The organism is Labilibaculum sp. DW002, assembly GCF_029029525.1.
GTDB classification, from domain to species: Bacteria; Bacteroidota; Bacteroidia; order Bacteroidales; family Marinifilaceae; genus Paralabilibaculum; species Paralabilibaculum antarcticum.
In genome coordinates, this window is record NZ_JAKJSC010000002.1 from 168,005 (window position 1) to 187,661 (window position 19,657).

12 protein-coding genes are annotated in these 19,657 nt (G+C 34.4%); 9 read left to right on the forward strand and 3 right to left on the reverse strand.

Annotation, left to right across the window (positions count from 1 at the left end; all coding sequences use genetic code 11):
• The first annotated feature begins 148 nt into the window (after nt 1-148).
• The 3 genes from L3049_RS12350 to galE all read left to right on the forward strand — a co-directional run bounded on the left by L3049_RS12350 (nt 149) and on the right by galE (nt 4,173).
• Nucleotides 149-1,465, forward strand: coding sequence for a DUF3472 domain-containing protein (locus L3049_RS12350; protein WP_275110127.1), 1,317 nt, complete (start codon nt 149-151; stop codon nt 1,463-1,465).
• Between the two features lie 64 nt (nt 1,466-1,529).
• A complete protein-coding gene (locus L3049_RS12355) occupies nt 1,530-3,014 on the forward strand; it encodes a Gfo/Idh/MocA family protein (protein ID WP_275110128.1) in 1,485 nt (494 codons plus the stop codon).
• 133 nt (nt 3,015-3,147) lie between these two features.
• On the forward strand, nt 3,148-4,173 hold the full coding sequence (galE, locus tag L3049_RS12360; protein WP_275110129.1) for a UDP-glucose 4-epimerase GalE: 1,026 nt from the start codon (nt 3,148-3,150) through the stop codon (nt 4,171-4,173).
• Between the two features lie 53 nt (nt 4,174-4,226).
• Here the strand turns inward: galE and L3049_RS12365 are convergent, their stop codons facing one another.
• The 3 genes from L3049_RS12365 to L3049_RS12375 all read right to left on the reverse strand — a co-directional run bounded on the left by L3049_RS12365 (nt 4,227) and on the right by L3049_RS12375 (nt 9,334).
• Nucleotides 4,227-4,940 carry a response regulator transcription factor gene (locus tag L3049_RS12365; protein ID WP_275110130.1) on the reverse strand — a complete coding sequence of 238 codons (714 nt, stop codon included), beginning with the start codon at nt 4,938-4,940 and terminating at the stop codon, nt 4,227-4,229.
• A complete protein-coding gene (locus L3049_RS12370; RefSeq protein WP_275110131.1) occupies nt 4,937-6,433 on the reverse strand; it encodes a sensor histidine kinase in 1,497 nt (498 codons plus the stop codon). Before L3049_RS12370 ends, L3049_RS12365 begins: the two co-directional genes overlap by 4 nt.
• A gap of 138 nt (nt 6,434-6,571) precedes the next feature.
• Entirely contained in the window at nt 6,572-9,334 is a 2,763-nt protein-coding gene (locus L3049_RS12375) for a TonB-dependent receptor (protein ID WP_275110132.1), read from the reverse strand.
• Nucleotides 9,335-9,896: 562 nt separating this feature from the next.
• Between L3049_RS12375 and L3049_RS12380 the strand changes: the two genes are divergently transcribed.
• The 6 genes from L3049_RS12380 to L3049_RS12405 all read left to right on the forward strand — a co-directional run bounded on the left by L3049_RS12380 (nt 9,897) and on the right by L3049_RS12405 (nt 19,639).
• Nucleotides 9,897-10,610 carry a FadR/GntR family transcriptional regulator gene (locus L3049_RS12380; RefSeq protein ID WP_275110133.1) on the forward strand — a complete coding sequence of 238 codons (714 nt, stop codon included), beginning with the start codon at nt 9,897-9,899 and terminating at the stop codon, nt 10,608-10,610.
• A 187-nt stretch (nt 10,611-10,797) separates the two neighbouring features.
• The gene (locus L3049_RS12385) at nt 10,798-13,842 is read left to right on the forward strand and encodes a SusC/RagA family TonB-linked outer membrane protein (RefSeq protein WP_275110134.1); all 3,045 of its coding nucleotides are present in this window, start codon (nt 10,798-10,800) and stop codon (nt 13,840-13,842) included.
• A 21-nt stretch (nt 13,843-13,863) separates the two neighbouring features.
• The gene (locus L3049_RS12390) at nt 13,864-15,288 is read left to right on the forward strand and encodes a RagB/SusD family nutrient uptake outer membrane protein (protein ID WP_275110135.1); all 1,425 of its coding nucleotides are present in this window, start codon (nt 13,864-13,866) and stop codon (nt 15,286-15,288) included.
• A 29-nt stretch (nt 15,289-15,317) separates the two neighbouring features.
• The gene (locus L3049_RS12395) at nt 15,318-16,196 is read left to right on the forward strand and encodes a PKD domain-containing protein (RefSeq protein ID WP_275110136.1); all 879 of its coding nucleotides are present in this window, start codon (nt 15,318-15,320) and stop codon (nt 16,194-16,196) included.
• A gap of 66 nt (nt 16,197-16,262) precedes the next feature.
• Nucleotides 16,263-17,168: a polysaccharide lyase family 7 protein gene (locus tag L3049_RS12400; protein ID WP_275110137.1), complete on the forward strand. Its 906-nt coding sequence runs from the start codon at nt 16,263-16,265 to the stop codon at nt 17,166-17,168.
• A gap of 209 nt (nt 17,169-17,377) precedes the next feature.
• On the forward strand, nt 17,378-19,639 hold the full coding sequence (locus L3049_RS12405; RefSeq protein WP_275110138.1) for a heparinase II/III family protein: 2,262 nt from the start codon (nt 17,378-17,380) through the stop codon (nt 19,637-19,639).
• The last annotated feature ends 18 nt before the right edge of the window (nt 19,640-19,657 follow it).

Here is a 19,657-nt window from a genome sequence, read left to right on the forward strand (position 1 = left end):
TCATACAATTTTTGATGAAAAGCACTAGCGTTCGAGTGGCTAAAGTGTTGATAGATAGTTGCATATGAAAAATTCGACTTTCTAGCTGAATATGTCCACTTCTTTAATTAGAATATTTATCATTTTTGAGATTATAAAAATAAGATAAATGAGAATAACTAGAAATTCAATATTGTACTCTCTTTTGATGCTTTGTTTTTTATCCGCTTGTTCGACAAGTACAAAAAAGGAAGCCTCAAAGACAATCGATAAATTAGAAATAGAAGTACCTCTTTGTGGGAATGCTTGGCTTGTTAATGACATTTCTTTGAACAAGGAAATGATTTCAGACTCTGGACTTACCAATTGGTCTAAAAAGTCGAATTTAATTCGAACTTATGTCAGAGTAAATGGTGCTGGAAAGTTAAGTCTAGGGATAAAGGCCAAAATTACTCACGGTTTATCAAAAGTGAATGTGAAAATTGGCAATACAAATAAAGAAGTAACAATAAAGGATACGATATCAACACTAATTCCTGTTGGCGAATTTGATATTGTTGAAAGTGGATATGTGCAGATTGATTTGCAAGGGATTTCTAAAACAGATGAATTTTTTGGAGAAGTATCTCATCTTGTAATAGGTGGAGAAGCAACATCAGAAGGTACTGATTTTGTAAAAGATGATTTTTATTGGGGTAGACGTGGACCATCTGTTCATTTGGGATATCAGGTTCCTGAAAATACAGGGGATGTTGAATGGTTTTACAATGAAATTACTGTGCCTAAAGGAGAAGACATTATAGGTTCTTATTTTATGGCGAATGGATTTGGAGAAGGCTACTTTGGTATTCAGGTGAATTCGGAAAGTGAGAGAAGGATTTTATTCTCTGTTTGGAGTTCATACGTAACCGATGATCCAAATACTATTCCAGAAGATGAAAAGATTATTTTATTGAAAAAAGGTGAAAATGTAACCACTGGAGAGTTTGGGAATGAAGGATCTGGAGGCCAGAGCTATAAAGTGTTTAATTGGAAATCGGATCAGACTTATCGATTTTTATTAAAAGGTCGTCCTTCGGTTAATAATTCTACGGATTATACAGCTTATTTCTTTACTCCTGAAAAAGGGGAATGGGAATTAATCGCTAGCTTTAGAAGACCGAAGACATCGACATATCTTACTCGACCTCATTCATTTCTGGAGAATTTCATAACCGAAATGGGGCCAGTTAGTCGTAAAGCTAACTATTCAAATCAATGGGTTTTGAATACAGAAAAAGAATGGATTGAATTACACGAGGCTAAGTTTACTGCTGATGCAACAGCACGAAAAGATGCTCGTTTGGATTATGCTGGAGGAGTAGAAGATGGAACGTTTTATTTGAAAAACTGTGGTTTCTTTAACGAAAGGGTTCCTTTTGATACATATCATACAAGAGAAAAAACTGGAGAGGAACCAATAATTGATTTTGATAGCTTACCGTAAAAAAAGAGTAATGCTTGATTGATGAAATGAATTGAATAAAAAGACAAATCAAAAAATAGATATTATGGCACAAAACAGGAGGTCATTTCTTGGGAACTTGGCATTAGGAGCGGGAGTTCTAGCAGCTGCACCTTTAGCTGCATGCAGTGGAGAAAAGGATGTAAGCAAATTATCACATATTAAGGAATCAGCAGGAAAGAATCCTAAAATGAATTTTAATATGTGTGGTTACGCTGCACCTAAATTGGATACAGTTCGTGTAGGATTCGTAGGAATTGGTGATCGTGGTTCAGGAGCAGTAAAAAGAATGACTTATATCGAAGGTGTCGAAATAACAGCTCTTTGTGATATTAGGCAAGCTGCTGTTGATGGTGGGCAAAAAATTCTATCAGATGCAGGTTTACCAAAAGCCAAAGAATTTGTTGGAGGTGATTTAGGATTCAAGGAATTGTGTGAAAGTGGTTTGGTTGATCTTGTTTATATAGCTACACCATGGGAATGGCACGTGCCTGTGGCTATCGCTGCAATGGAAGCTGACAGTCATGCGGCTGTTGAAGTTTCTACTGCTAAAACAATGGACGAATGCTGGCAAATGGTTGAAACATCAGAGCGTACCAAAAAGCATTGTGTTATTTTAGAAAATTGTTGCTATGATTTCTTTGAAATGTTGACTTTAAATATGTCTCGTCAAGGTGTGTTTGGAGATTTAGTACATGGTGAAGGAGCTTACATTCACGATTTGGATTATTGGCATTTCAATAAGCCAAAAGACGATAAAATGACAGATGGCGCTTACACCAAAATGTGGAGGATGCATGAAAACAAGCGCAAGGCAAATGTATATCCGACTCATGGATTGGGACCAATTTGTCAAGCTATGAATATCAATCGTGGAGATAAGATGGATTATTTGACGTCTATGATGTCTGATGATTTTACCTTGAAACATCGAATTGCTGAAAAAGCGAAAGAGGATCCATTTTTCGAGCAGTTTGTTGGATGGGAAATGCGCGGGAACATGGATTTACAAATGATTCGTACCAATAAAGGTCGTACCATCATGATTCAGCATGACATTAGCTCACCGCGTCCTTATTCTCGTATTCACATGTTGAGTGGAACCAAATGTTTTGCTCAAAAATGGCCTAAGCAACACATTGCTTTCGGACATAATTTGGTTGACGATGCAAAGATGAAAGAATTGGAAGATAAATATACGCCTGAAATGATCCGAAGAGTAGGTGAAATGGCCAAACAAGTTGGTGGTCATGGTGGCATGGATTTTGTCATGGATTGGCGATTAATTGATTGCTTGCGAAATGGCTTACCAATGGATATGGATGTTTACGATGCAGCATCTTGGAGCTGTATAACTCCATTAAGTGAATGGTCTATTGCAAACAAATCAAATTCTATTGAAATTCCTGATTTTACAAGAGGTGCATGGAAAACGAACGCGCCAGTTGATTTAACAATGAAGGGTGCAGGAACTACAGAAGTTCGAAACCTGATAAAAGCAAACTCTAAAGGACAATTAAACGTTCATTAAAATCAGATCACATAGTTAGTTTAAACAATAGTGAAGAATATGGTCTTTATTGACTTTTAAACTTCACTATTGTTGTTTTTACCAAATACCTAACTTAATTTTGCTATTGAATAATAAGATTAAATTTTAATAAATGAGTAAACAAATTCTTGTTACCGGTGGTACTGGTTTTATTGGATCGCATACAGTTGTTGAATTACAAAACAATGGTTACGATGTGGTTATTGTAGATAATCTTTCAAATTCGAAGATTGAAGTCCTTGACCAGATTAAAGAAATTACTGGTATACTTCCGAAGTTTGAGCAGTTTGACTTAACTGATTCTCAAAAAGTGAATGCTTTCTTTCAGAAATATTCAAACTTAGAAGCTATTATTCATTTTGCTGCATCGAAAGCTGTTGGTGAATCAGTAGAAAAACCATTAATGTATTACAACAATAATCTTAATACATTAATGAATATCATGTCGTGCATGATAGAGTATAAGGTTCCTAATTTGGTATTCTCATCATCTTGTACCGTTTATGGTCAGCCGGATAAATTGCCTGTAACAGAGCAAACGCCTCGTAAAGAAGCGGAATCGCCATACGGAAATACCAAGAGTATCTGTGAAGATATTATTCGCGATACCCTGAATGCTTACCCTGAATTAAAGGGAATTGCCTTAAGATATTTCAATCCAATTGGAGCACACGCAACAGCTAAAATAGGTGAATTGCCATTGGGTGTTCCGAATAACCTAATACCTTTCCTAACGCAAACAGTAGCAGGAATTCGCCCGGAGTTAAGTGTATTTGGAGACGATTATAATACGCCTGATGGATCTGCTATTCGTGATTACATTCACGTCGTTGATTTGGCTAAAGCTCATGTTGTAGCAATCGAGCGTTTGTTAAATGATAAGAATAAAGCAAACTGTGAATATTTCAATGTAGGAACAGGTAATGGTGTTTCTGTTTTAGAAATCATCGAATCATTCCAAAGAGCAACAGGAGAGAAAGTTCCTCATAAAATCGTTGCTCGCCGCGCAGGTGATATTGAGCAAATTTATGCAGACACAACTTTCGCTAATGAAGAGTTAGGTTGGAAAGCAGAAAGTACTTTAGATGAAACTTTACTTTCTGCCTGGAAATGGCAAGAAAATATTGGTGGCATGTAAATTAAAATATTAACTCAATTAAGGGCTGTCCAAATATAATGGATAGCCCTTTCTTATTGCTGATTTTTAACGATAAACAAATATCCTTTTCCCCTTAGAGTCTGAATTTCCACATTAGAATCTTCTTTAAAATAGTTTCTAAGTTTTTTGATGTAAACATCTAGGTTTCGAGAGTTGAAAAAGGAATCATCGCCCCAAATTTTTAATAAAATTTCTTTGCGCTGGGAAATATGGTTGCCATTGCCTACTAAAAAGTGCAATAAATCACCTTCTCTGCTCGATAGTTTGATGCTTCCGGAAGGAGCCTTTAATTCGTATTGCTTTGGGAAATATGCGTATTTCCCAATTTCGATCTGTTCTGAAAAATCGAGATCTGAAATGGACTTCTCTTTAACACTGACCTGAAGCAATTGCAATTGATTTTGGATACGTGCAATTAATTCTTCAATGCTAAAAGGCTTTCGCATATAATCAGTACCACCAGCCTCAAATCCTTTTACCAAATCGGCTGTTTCAGTTTTTGCTGTTAAAAAGATAATTGGCAAGCTAGGATATTTGCTTCTTATTTGCTCGCAAAGAGAATAGCCATCTAAATTTGGGAGCATAATGTCAAGTACACACAAATCAGGATTAAAACTTTCGAAATGAGGCATAACTAGCCCACCATCTTTTTCCCAAACCACATCAAAATCACGAAGCAATAAAGTATCGTAAACGATTTTACCTAAATTGGGTTCATCTTCAATATAAAGTATTTTTGTTTTCAAGACCGTGTGAATTTTAACGTGAATCTGCAGCCTTTTTCTTTCAAATTTTCTACAGATATTTTCCCATTGTGTTGTTGCATTACCAAAGCTGCAAAGCTTAAGCCAAGACCAAATCCTTTAACATTATGCTGATTCCCTATTGGTACTCTAAAAAATTGATCAAAAACTTTATCGATATATTCTTTTGCGATTCCAGGTCCATTGTCTTCAATCGAAATAAAAACCTGATTTTCATTTTGCCATAATTTCGCTTTGATATTTACGCCTTTGCCGCCATATTTAATGCTATTGTCAATAAGATTGCGAATTACACCTTCAATATAAACCTGATCAATAGGCAATGTAATTATCTCGGAAGGATTCTCATAATTGATTTTTACAGAATCAGGATAAATCATTTGAACAGAATTTCTAATTCGATCGATAAAATCGTTTAAGTTGGTTACTTCTTTGTGCAATAGATGCTGGCGAGTTTCCAATCTTGAGTGTTCCAAAACTCTTGTGGTTAGCTTGTCTAGACGATTCATTTCTAGAGCTACCATCTTAAGGTATGATTTGGTTTTCTCCTTGTCATCGCTAATTCCAAAATTTAGAATTGCTTCCAAAGCAGTCTTAGCCGTTGCTACAGGAATCTTTAGTTCATGAGTAATATTACTGATAAAATCGGATCGCAAGAGATTCAATCTCATTTGCGTTAAATAACTTCGATAAGCAAAAACCAAAGCAAAAATAGAGAAGCCTATTAGTACCAAAGCAAATATAATTTGAGGCAGTATAATTGAAATTAGGTAGAGAAAATAGTTGTCGAAAAGGAGAACTTTTGGTTTAGCGCTACCATTTCGATACAGAAGTATGCCCAGTTTACCTCTTTTGAACAATTGACTTTTTATCTTATTTAAATTATCCGAATTTAAATTTTCGATCTCTTCTTCTTTTTTTATCTTGATGTCCGTGAACTTTTTATTTAGTTTTCGCAAGAATAAATTCTGAAAGAATTGATAACTGGTATCAGTGGTGACTTGTTGATTAGGGTTTATTCTTGAAGTAGAATAAATCTGATATTTATAACCAATACGGTAAATATCATAGAACCAATTTTTATCTAAGCTATCAGGTACCATTAGTTTGCTATCAATAGTATTAAATAGCTTGGTATAGTGCTTTTCGTTTGATTTGATAAACTTATTTAAGGCGATAATATATTCCTTCTTTTTTTTCACACTAGTTTTATCAGCAATAATATTTAGTTTGCTATAATTCGTAGTGTCGGTAAAATTTAAGGCTGGTTTTAATATGTTTTTGTAATACAAAATGAATCCAGCATCCTGATTCGTACTATGATATAGGCTACTAAGATTACTTTGGAGATTCTTTTTTTCGTGGTAATACTGATTGTACAGCCAATAACCAACAAAGGTGATCAACAAAAGCATACTCAAAACCATTGGAGAAATAATCTTGAGTTTTTTACTATTTATTTTATTTGTACTCATGTGATAAATATACTGGCTTTCACGGTAAATAATAAAAATGGAGCCTTGATTTTTTTGCTTCCTTTTTTTTGCATTAAGAAAAAAAAAAGAAACGGGTTTGGTCTGAAAACCCAATTGATTATGAAGTGAAAAGATTCCTTACATCATCATAGGATTATAACGTCTCATATCTCCACGAAATCTTTTTCTTCTTTCGAATTTGCCACCTTTGCCTTTGCTATTTCTTAATTTGTAGCTAAAGGTTAGCATGTAGAAATCGGTAAGTTGGTTGGTGAAATAATCAGCAGTGTATAGGTCAGTAGTAATGTGTTGTCTTTCATCATCCTTGCTAAGAATATCATATGCTGTAAGCGATACTTCACCTCTTTTACTTTTAAACACTTTCGTTGATAATCCTAAATTCAAATGCCAATAGCTATCTTCTTTTCCGGTTGAATAGTTGTTCTGGTAATTGTTGCTTGCATTAGTTCTAAACACAAGGTCTTTGTAGAAATTCCAGTACATGTTTAAAGATGTGGTTTGTGAGATGTATTCAGAACTTGATGAAGAATTGTTTTTTGAATTGCTGTACCTGCTAGAACTTGAGAATGTAAAGTCGATTTTTTCATTAATGTTTGAACTAAGCATCATTCCCGCATTAAGATTCCACGAATCGGTAAAGGATTTTTTGTCGTTTACAAAAGTAGGATTATGCGAAAAGTTAGTTCTTGTATTGAGATTCAGTTTCGATTTTAATTTTTTTAACGGCAAACTGTAGCTAACATTTGCATTCAACATGAATTGTCCATCTAAATTAACAGGTTGTGAAAATTGTCCCCCAGCTGGCAAAAAATACTTGTTATTTATAGTGGTATCATTTGCCGCTACAATTGTTCTTCTACCTACCATATTGTTCGATGTTGATACTATGACATTAACAGAGAGGCGATTTCCTTTTTTAATATTAGAAGCAGTGTAAAAGGCCATTAAAGAATGAGATCTCGCCTGCTCTAATTCAGAATTACCCGTAGAAATATACAATGGCTTGCTTAAATCAATCACTTCTTGAAGATCTTGCACCGAAGGAGTTGTAGTTTTGGAGCTATAGTTTAGCATTATTCGCTTTTGTTTCGCCAAATTATAGGAATATTTAAGGTAGGGTTTGAAAGCAAAAAAATCTTTGTCAAAATCGCTTTTATTAGGAAAAGATTCTTCATTTTTTAAGCTTGTTAATTCAAAATCACTACCCAAAATTAGGTAGTGTTTCTTATTACGCATATTGTAAGAGAAGCGTCCACTATTTTTTAGAGTGGAGTTTTCAAAGCGATTGGTTGTTAATTCGTCCAATGAGCTATATAATTTGGTGTTTTCATCGAAATTGTAACCATTCTTATCCGATTCTCTACTGTTGTAATTGATATTATAACCAATAGAGACATTAGAGTTTTTATTAATTGCTTCTCTAAACGATATAGCGCCTCTCACCGAAGCATCTTTTGTTTCGGCATCAGAAATTCGATTGATACTTTGGCTAACTTCCTTTAGTTCGTTTAATGTTTCTGAAACTTGTTTTCCGTCAGAATCACTTTCGCCATAATCGAATCCAGCTTGTAGGGATAAGCTTCGTCCTTTCTTTCCCAATTTTTTCGAATAGTTGATATTCTGACCAATTGAATAATTCTTGTTTTCGGAACGATTCATATTGGTATTTTCATTAATCATTTGTTCACTTTGGAAAGTTTCCGAGAAAGAATTTGATTTTGAATTAGCATCGGTGCTGGAAATACGGGTACTCAGTAATAGTTGGCTTTTAGGATTTGAATTTAGAGAAACACGTAAATTCATGTTGTGATTACCTCTATCGTTACCTGATGTGCTATTGCTGTTCATCATTTGACCTTCTAAAGCTTCCGAAGTATAGGTTCTTATAGTCGAATTTTGATTTTCATTCTCTCTGTTTCCATATTCGTAACTGAATGCAATATCATTCTTGTTTTTGCTTCTTGTAAAGTTGATGCCAATGCCATCTTCCTGTACATCATTTCCATCTATACTACCGTTTCCAAATCTTCGGTTGTTTAGTTTTAAAGGTGCATTTACGTTTTTTGAGCGACCAGTAATACTGATGTTATTGTTATCGGAAAAACTATTGATATTACCATCAAAACCATATCTGCTATCTTTGCCAACTCCAGAAGCCACATCACCAAAAACAAGACGTTTTTTCTTCTTTTTATTGGTAACAATATTCAACGATTTTTTATTTTCTTGATCTTTAAAACCACTAAATTTTTCTTCATCACTTTTGTGTTCGTATACCTCAATATTTTTAATTACATCATTCGGGATAATCGAAAGTGCCTGATTCATATTGTTGCCAAAGAATTTCTTTCCGTCGATTAAAACCTCTGCAATTTCTTCGCCTTCTACCATCAACTTCCCATCTACTTCGTAAAAGCCTGGCATTTTAGCTAATAGTTCTCCAGCTGAGGCATCAGGATTTACCTTAAAGGCTTGCGGATTAAAAACAGTTGTGTCTCCTTTTTGTTGTGTTGGAGGCAAGGTTTCTGTAATGCTAACCTCTTGTAAGAATTCTGTATTCTCAATCAATTTAAAAAGCCCCAAGTTGGAAGATTCTTTATTAACTGATATTGCTTGAGTAATGCTCTTGTATCCAATGAATGAAACTTGAAAATCGTATTGACCAGGGCGAACTTTAATCTGAAATTCGCCATGCTCGTTGGTTATGGTGCCTTTCTTTTGAATGGAATCACTCTTATTGATTAAAAGAACGGTTGCACCTGGCAGAGAACTTTCTTCTTGCGAATCCAAAATTTTCCCTCTTATTAAAATGGGACTTTGCGCCATAGTAGTAAAGCTTGCTAGTATAAGAGTTAGATATATAAAGATCTTCTTCATCATGTGTATTTGTTTTGTACAAATATACTTTACAGATAAATTGCTTTATGTTATAGAATAGTAAAATTAGGTTAATTAAGGTTAACACATAAATCCTTAAATATGTGAGGTAATCAATAAGGTTTTGATTGAGCTTTAATTAGCTGTTTTGTTATGCAACTATTCTTTATCGCTCGAGTAATATGGCGACTATGGTTTTATTGTATTTACATGGATATGGTTTTATACTTCTTAATCTAGTATTTCGCTTAAGAAGAATCATACTTCTCGGCTTTAAAAACTAGATTTAGCTGTGATTTAAAAGTAAAAACAAATTGGTTGACCAATTTGCTTGGGCGAAAAAATCAAAATACAAGCTCTTTTTTTACAAATATTAACATTGTTTTTAAAATATTTTCAAAAAATTTCAATCCTTTGCGTAGCTTGTCGGCTCTATGATTTAGCGCTTTGAGGTGCTTGATATCGAGTGTCGTTTAAGTATGGTATTTTGTAGGAATGAAAAAAAGACTTAATTTTGGTGGACCAGTTGAAGGGCGAGCAGATGCTAGTCGGTTAATTTTTAGTTATGGAAATATTAGATAGTTTCAAAGCAATAGAAGTAGAAAGTCCGGTTGACAAGATCATTCGTCAGATCCGTGATTTGATTATTGCAGGTTATTTAAACCCTGGTGATAAATTACCATCGGAGAGAAAACTCTCTGAAAAGTTCTCTATTGGTAGAACCCATATAAGGAATGCAATCAAAAAATTAGAATTTTATGGAATTCTAGCTACAAACCCTCAAAGTGGAGTAATTGTAAAGGGAGCCGATATGGCTGCTATGCAAGGTTTAATTACCAATGTAATGAAAATCGAAAGTCCAGATTTTTATTCTTTAGTTGAAACAAGATGTCACCTAGAAATAACATCTGTTCAAAATGCTGCCTTAAGAAGAACGGAAGAAGATCTGATAAAATTAGATAAGGCGCATAAGGCATTTGAAGAAAAAGTGAAAAACAATTTACCTGCAGAAAATGAAGATTTTATTTTTCATTTAAAAATTGCAGAAGCGAGTCACAACTCGGTTAGTAAAACTTTAATGCTAATTGTTCTTCCAGATATCCTTGAAATTTACAGAAGAGAAAATGTTTGTGCAAATGAAGGTTTTAAAAAATCACTAGTAGAGCATGAAAATATTATGAGTGCTATTAAAAATGGTGATCCTGATTTAGCATCTAAATATATGAAGGAACATCTAAACGATGTTTTGGAATTCAGTAGGAAAAAGTTAAACCTCTAAATTTGAGTATTACTGATTGAAAAATAGATTTCAGTAATAAACAAATGGTATATAGAAAGCAATCTAATTAATTGCGAATACTTTTCTTGTTAAGGACTGTCGCATTGGGCCCTAGACCTTATTTAACTATAGAATAGTGTTGTGTTTATAATCTAATAACTAACTAATTTTACTAAATTAAAGTGAAATGAAAAGAAAAATCCTAATGCTAATGGTCTTGTTAACAGGATTCTCATCTTATTTGTTTGCTCAGCAAACGATTTCGGGGAATATTGTTGATAAGACAGATAACTCGCCTTTAATAGGTGTGAGTGTATATGAAAAAGGTACGACAAATGGTACTGTTACTGATTTTGATGGAAACTACGCATTGAGCGTTGCCGGAGAAGAAAGTGTATTAGTATATTCATTTGTAGGATATGAAACAATTGAAAAACTTGTTGGAGCACTAACTGTTATAGATGTAGCATTGGGTGTTGATTCAGAAAGTTTAGAGGAAGTTGTAGTAGTAGGTTACGGTACTCAGAAAAAATCACACCTTACGGGGGCTATCTCAAAAGTTGTGAATGACGATATGGAACAAGTAGCTGTAGCTCGTGTTGATGACGCCTTAGTAGGTAAAATATCAGGTGTTAGTATTCAAGCCACCGATGGTGGCGCAGGTACAGCGCCAACGATTAGAATTAGAGGAACAGGATCTATTAGTGGTAGTTCTGATCCATTAATTGTTGTTGATGGTATCGTTGTTGATTCAGATTACCTTGGTAACTTGGATATGAATGATGTAGCTTCGTTTGAAGTTTTAAAAGATGCTGCTTCGGCTGCAATTTATGGTTCAAGAGGTGCGAATGGTGTAATCATGATTACATCAAAGCAGGGTAAAGCAGGAAAAACCAAGTTTAACTACAATTCTTATATTGGATTTAAAGAAGCCCACAAAAGTGATGCTTATGACTTTTCGGTTGCTGAAACTGCTGCGGCTGAACTAGCTGCTACTGGCTCTATTTCACCTCAAACAGAATACAAGCAAATGATTGGTGTTGACAGAAGCTGGCAAGATGTTATTTTTGATGGTGGTACAATTACGAATCACTCTTTAAGTGCAAGAGGTGGAAACGAGAATACAAAATTCAGTACCGCTTTAAATTATTCACATGATGAAGGTGTTCTTCTAACGGATGATTATAAAAAGTACAGTTTGAAATTAAAATTGGATACGAAGATTTCTGATAAATTCTCAATGGGAGTAAGCTTAACACCTTCCTTTTCAGATAGAAGAAGATTTGATGGTTCAACACATGATATCTTACGTCAAACAGTTTGGTTGCCAGTATATCATGACGAGAATACGATTCAGTATGTTGATAGAAACACATATCCTGATGTACAGGTAGGTGATTATGCAAATCAGCGTCATTTTGATAACTATATGTTGAATGGTTCTGAAGTAGATATTAGTAATACTTCAAATGTGAATCCAGCAGCTAAAGTTAAGGAAAGAGATTATACGTATAAGAAGTTTAAATTATACGGTAGTGTTTATGCAAAGTATAAAATTATTTCAGGATTAAACTTTAAGACTACAGTTGGTGGTTCATTCCAAAACACTGATGTTAGAAGATGGCAAGGTCCTTTAGCACACAGAAATGGTGCAGATAATACTCAGTTGTTTGAATCAAATCAAAATAGAATTCACTTGGTGAATGACAATTTCTTTAGCTATAATAAAAGAATTGGTGATCATGACATTAGCGCTATTTTAGGTGTGTCAGTTGAAACTTGGGATACTGAATTTTCTAGTATGTCAGGAACAGATTACGCATTTGATTACATCCAAAATATGAGTGCAGCAGGTACAATTAGCAGCGCTGATTCTGGTGAATATGAAGAACGTTTGTTATCCTTTACAAGTAGGGTTAATTATGCCTACAAAGATAAATATTTGGCATCAGCTAGTTTTAGACGTGATGGTAGTTCACGTTTCGGATCGGATACTAAATATGGTGATTTTACTGCATTCTCAGTGGGTTGGAGACTTACAGAAGAAGATTTCTTAAAAGATTATAGTTTTATTGACAACTTAAAGCTTCGATTTAGTTTTGGTGTAACCGGTAACAATGCAATTGATGCGAGTACAGTTTATGAAGAGCATTATCCTTATTTAGCATTATTAGAAACTTCTTCGGCTATTGTAAATGGTGCCGCCGGTACAGGTTTTAATGCCTTAAATATTTCAAATCCTGATTTAGGATGGGAAAAATCAGTAGAATTTAATCCTGGTATCGATTTTATGTTTTTTAATGGATTGCTTGCCGGTTCATTCGATTATTATAAGAGAACAAGTGATAACCTAATTTTAGAAAATCCTGTTTCATCAACTACTGGTTTCGATGCAGCTTTAATTAATAGAGGTGAAGTAGAAAATAGTGGTATTGAAATTGAATTAAGATCTAGAGTTAAAATTACCAATGACCTTACTTGGACAGGTACTTTATTAGCTTCTAAGAATAAAAACAAGTTAAATGATTTTGCTGAATCTAATGGTCAAATTCAGAGTGTAGACTCAAAAAGAGCTGCTGAATGGATTAACATGGAAGGTCTGCCAATTTCATCATTCTACGGTTGGGTAGTTGATAAAGATATTCCTTTAGAATATTTAAATAATCCATACCATCCTGTTGGAGCGGAAGCTCAAGATGTTTATGTGAAAGATTTAAATGGGGATGGTATCATTGATGATGAAGATAAAGCGGTTTTAGGTAACCCTTATCCTGAATTGATTTGGAGTTTTTCAAATGATTTCAGTTACAAAAACTTTGATTTTAGTTTTATGTTCCAGGGATCTCACGGTGCTGAGGTACGAAATATGGGAGATCAATACATCTTTAATCAATTTAATAGTAGAATGGATTATAATCCTGCAACTACTCCTGATCAGCAGTTTATTAAAGCAAAAATATTTACAGATGATATTGTTCAGGATGCATCATATGTAGCATTAAGAAATGTGAATATTGGTTACTCATTCGGAAATGAAGTGTTAGGAAGAACTTTCATTGAAAAAGCAAGAGTATACGTATCAGCACAAAACTTACTCTATTTTACTGCGGATGATTATACAGGTTTCAACCCTGAGTCTGTTGATAATACCTCTCCAACTACTTACGGTTATCAGAGAGCAGGATCTCCAGTTTATAGAACAATAAGTGTAGGTGTTAACCTAGATTTTTAATCTAAAAAAAATATGATAGACATGACCAAATATATAAGCAAAATAGCAGTGCTTCTACTTCTTGTAGTATTCACTGCTTGTGAAGACTCATTTTTGAGTCCAGAACCTACGGGTGTTATATCTTCCTCAGACTTCTTTTCGGATGATACAGAATTAGAAGCTGGTATCATAAATATGTATGATGGAATTCAGGGAGTAAACTCTACAAGCACATCAGATAATCATGGTATAATGTATGAGTTTTATATAACTGAAATGAGAAGTGACAACACTGAAACGAAGAGTAGTGAAGGTGAAGATGCACAGTTTGAGAGTTTTACTGTAGAAGCAACCAATGGTAGAGTTGCAGATTACTATGATAGTTTTTATAACGTCATTTATAGAGCAAATTTAGTTTTAGAAAATTTAGGAGTAGCTTCTGAAGGGGCTAAAGGCGCTTTTGAAGGTGAAGCAAAGTTTGTAAGAGCCTATGCATATTTCAATTTAGTAAGATTGTTTGGAGATGTTCCTTTGGTAGACAAAGTAATTAGCCCATCTGATGCAGGAACATCATATACACGTGTAGCTACTGCAACAATTTATGACCTAATTGAATCAGATTTACAAACTGCAGTTGCTAATCTTGATAATACATATCAAGGTAGAGCTTCAAAGGCTGCAGCTCAGGCATTATTAGCTAAAGTATATTTAACTCAAGGTGAAAATTATGATTTAGCACAAGGTTTATGTGAAGATGTAATGGGTAGTGGCTTTGCTTTAGAAGCTAATTTTAAAGACATTTTCTATAATGAACTAAATAACGAAATTATTTTTGCGATTGAGTACATTGGAGATATTGTAGATGATAGCCAGAATTTTTCTGCAGAATGGTTAAATGCTGTTGGTAGAACTAGTGGTGTTAATTTTGTTACCGCTGATGCTCGTGCTGCCTTAGATGCAATGGGAGGAGACAGAACCATGTATTCTTATCGTCAAGATGCATTACAATTGGAAAAATATCAAGCTGTTAAGTATCTTCCAAATGGAGATAGTGATTTAGGAATTGAACCTACTTCAAGTGATCCTCAAAAAGCTGGTAATGATTGGATTGTATTACGTTATGCAGATGTTTTGTTAATGCATGTTGAAGCTATTATGGCCGGAGCAAATGAAACATCAAGTTCTACAGCAATTACTTCTTTTATGGAAGTAAGAAACAGAGCTGGAATATCTGATGTTGTTTCTTCGATTACAAAAGAAGATCTATTAAATGAGCGTAGAGTTGAACTAGCATTCGAAAACCACAGATTTTTTGATTTAGTTCGTTTCGGAATGGCACAAGATGTGTTGTCAGCCTTTTCAACTGCAACAGGGGGAAGTTTTTCTGCAACTGATTTATTGTTACCAATACCTCAGAGAGAAATTAACTTAAGTAAAGGATTGCTAACGCAAAATGCTGGTTACTAGGAATTGTTTAATGATTAATTTGATTTAAAATGAAAAATAACATATTAAATTTAAAACTAAATCGAAGTTCTGTTTGGAAGATGATGATCTTAGCATTAGCAGTTTCTTTTACAGCTTGTGATTTTGAATACGACTTGCCTGAAGCAAATTCAAAGGCAGATGAAACAGCACCAACCGCATATTTTACATATGCTCAAGGTCAAGGTACTGCTGAAGAGTGGAAAGATTATACATTCTCAAATTTATCTAATAGTGCTACTGATTACGCATGGGATTTTGGTGACGGTAATACATCAACTGATAAAGATGGTAAAAACACCTATGCAGGTGAAGGAACTTTTACCGTAACCTTAACTTCTTCTGATAAACTTGGAGTAAGTAGTTCTTATTCTGAAACTATTGAGGTTGTTGAACCAGAAGCACCATCAGCAATAGAGTTAGTTATTTTGAACCCTAGTTTTGATGAGCCAGGTGATGATGGGAAATATACTTCTCCTTGGGTTGATGGTAATATGGGTAAAACCATTCAAATTTCTACAAGCTCAAGTTTTGTAGGAGGTAAATCAGCTAAATTCCCAAGTGATACAGATCCTAGAATTGGGTATCAATCAGGTATTGCTGTTACGCCAAATACAGATTATACAATTACATATTATTATTCAATTGAAACTGGAGATCCTTCAACTAATACTGTTGCTATTTTAGCTGGTACTGTTACTTCTCCTGATGATGTTGCTGCTGCAACTCTTACATCTTTTACAGGTGATGTTCAAGAAGGTAAAAGTGGTTTCCAAAAAGTAATTTTAGCTTTTAATACTGGAGTTAATACATCTATTTCTATTCATATTTCAAATACTGGACCTAAAACTTCTTATGTTGAGGAGTTTACTTCCGCTATTGTTGAATAATTGAAGGTGTTGAATGTAGTGCAGATTTTATTGGAAATTGAGGTCGCACCACAAAATTAATAGATAATGCTTAAATCAGTAAAAAATATAATTTCGTTGGCACTTGCTTTGTTTTTAACAATTTCAATTGTTAGCTGTCAGGGCTCATCTGATGATGATTCTGATGTAATTATCCCAGAAGTAAATGTTCCTGAAGAACAGGAAGATTATAAGTTGCCAGATATTGATTTAAGCCACTGGAAAGTAACACTTCCGATTGGAAATCCAACGGAAGTATTACCTCCAGAGATCATAGATTATGCAACAAACGAAACGCTAAAGCCTTTTATGTATAATGACTCAATTGAAGGAGCATTAGTATTTTATACATATCCTGGAGCAACTACAAACAATACGTCTTACTCGAGAACTGAATTGAGAGAGTTAATGAACCCTGATGATAAGGGGAAAACGAATTGGACGTTTGCTGAGGGTGGATATATGAAAGGAACTTTAGCCATGTCAGATATTTCTAAAGATGACGACGGGGACTATCACCGGGCCATCATTATGCAAATTCATGGTAGGTTAACAGATGAGCAGAGAGATTTAATAGGAGAGGATGATAACAATGCTCCTCCAATGTTGAAAATATATTGGACAGATGGAGCTGTTAGAGTTAAAACAAAAGTTCTAAAAGATCTTAATGCTTCTTACGAAGACTTACTCGAAACAGATGCGTGGGGCGATGATGACGGACACACTTTTTCAGAAACTGTTGGTTTTGGAAAATTCACCTTAGAAGTGAAAGTTACCGACGGAAGAATGGAGGTAATCCTAAATGAAAAAGAGTCAGTTGTATATGATGATATTCATATTGAAAAATGGGGAGTATTCGAAAACTATTTTAAGGCAGGGAATTATTTAGTTACAAAAGATTCTGATGCTTTTTCAAAAGTTAAATACTTTGAATTAGAAGTGAATCATGATTAAATACAAGATTCTATGCTTCCGATCTCCATTTCACAAAGAGATCAATGTGAACAATGAAAATGTAATCCAAAATATAGGATAGTAGATTAGTAGTTTTGTTAAGTACGTTGTGAGAGGGAGTCCGCAAGTGGGTTTTGTGGACTCCAACACAACAATCAGTGACTATTTAATTAAGAATATTTGAGAATCAAATTTTACTAAAGAATCAGATGTTAAAATTTCTTTGTTTTTTCTTCGTAACAATTTCGTTTACACTTTCTGCTCAAGAGCAAATGGTTCCTTCCGATCATATTTTAACGAATAATGAATTGGTGGAATTGTTGGATGTTGATGCTGATAGTGGATTGAAAAAGATACAAGCTGCATACCACGCAGGGAAACAAGAGAAGGCATTACAAATGCTAACTGAATATTTTAAAAACAAATTATCGGATCGATATTTTTTTAGCAGCAAGAATTTTAATCAACGTTTCGAAGAATACAATAAAATGTATTCTGGTAGATTTGAATATCACCAAAAGAAAGCAAAGCAACATCTTGAGTTGTATCCTGCATGGACAAATTGGAAAATACCTTTTACCAATTTAAAAGGGGAAAAGGTGAGTTCATATCCATACAGACATTTAACCAGACAGCACAAAGCTGGAGATATTGCTTTGCTTTTTTATTTTACAAAAGATACAGATTACCTGCATTACATTCCAAAACAAGCTGAATCCTTAAACGAAGCGTTTAATAAGGGAGAGGTAGAAACAATTGTGGACGGAAATGGTGCTTATGAAGCGTACAGAGCTGGAAACAGAATGTACAATTGGTTATTTGTTCACCAATGTTTATTGGCTTCAGATCAATACACTTGGCAAGAGCAATTGGTTATGATTAAGACATTTTTGCACACTGGAGCAAAATTGTACCATCACAACCCAAAATACAATGAGGGAAACCATCAAACTAGAGGCATGAGTGCTTTGGGTATGTTAGGAATCCTGTTCAAGGAAATTAAAGGGACAGATGAGTGGTGGACCAGAGCTACCAACCGATTAGAAGAACATCTTGAAAAAGAAGTTTATAAAGATGGTTTTCAATTTGAAAGATCTGTTCACTATCATGTTGATGATATCGATAATTACTTCTATCCATATCAGTTAGCAAAAATGAATGGCGTAAGCCTAAACCCAATTTGGGATCAAAGATTAAAAGGCATGTTTGATGCAATGTTGCAATTAGCAATGCCGAATAAGAATTTGCCTGTACTACAGGATGATACAAAAGACCCATGGGCAGAAGTGAATAAAGTTGAAGATATTATGGCTTTAGGGGCAGCCTTGTTTGGAGATAAAAAATTAAAATATTTTACGGGTAAAAAAATCCCATCAAAATATTATTGGTTGTTAAGTACGGATCAAGTAGAAAAGTACAAAACTGCGAAAGCAAGCAAACCAAAGATGAGTAGTACGGATTTACCTCATACAGGATATTACGTGATGCGTAATGGCTGGAAAAAAGAGAATCTGTATATGGTAATAAGTGCGGGATTAACAGAGGAAAAGCCAGATCATCAGCATGGAGATATGTTGGGAATACAAGCCTTTGCTTATGGCAATATGGTATTGCCAAATTATCAAGTAAGGTATTATTTGGATGATTTAGAGGAATTTAAAAATTCATGGACGAAAAATGTAGGTTTAGTTGATTCAGTTCTTCATGGTAGAGAATGGAAAGGCAATAAAGGCGGTAGTGGATTTGGAAAATGGGGGAAATTACCAACTCCTAAACTTATCAACTGGACAACAACAGATGAAATTGATATTTTTATAGGTTCACACGATGGCTACAAAGACTTAAATGTAGATACTTACAGACAGGTGTTTTTTATTAAGGATGGTTTCTGGATTGTTAGAGATCATTACAAGTCTAAGGACGAGAAGCATACTTATCAGCAAGTTTGGCAAGGACATTACGATGCTGAAAATGATATTCATGTGAGGTCGGTGTTTCCCAATGGTGCAGGTTTGGAAATCATACAGTTGGGGCACCGACCTGATTTTATAAGAAAAAAATCAATAAGAGGTAAGGGCAGAATCATCTTCGAAGCAGAAAATGAGATGAATACAACCTTTACAAGTTTATTGTATCCATTTAAGGATTTTGAGAACAGAATACATGCCAACTCGCAATATGATGATTTAAAATTAGCGGGCTGGAATATGGTCAGTAAGGAAGATGGCCAAGTAATAGAGTCTAACTCTGCTATTGGCATCAGTAAAAAAGGAATAACATTACTATTTGATTGTTCTAAATTAAAGATAAAGAATGCGGAAATTTTAATGAGTAACCCATCAGATTTACTGATCAAGAAAAAAGGTGAAGAATGGGAGATTGCTAATTGTGGGATTTTAGAATTAAAACTAACACTTAGTGGTCATGTCGTAGACTTGAAGCCTGGGAAATCTGTTCAAATTGAATTATAAGAAAAAAATATACTAGAC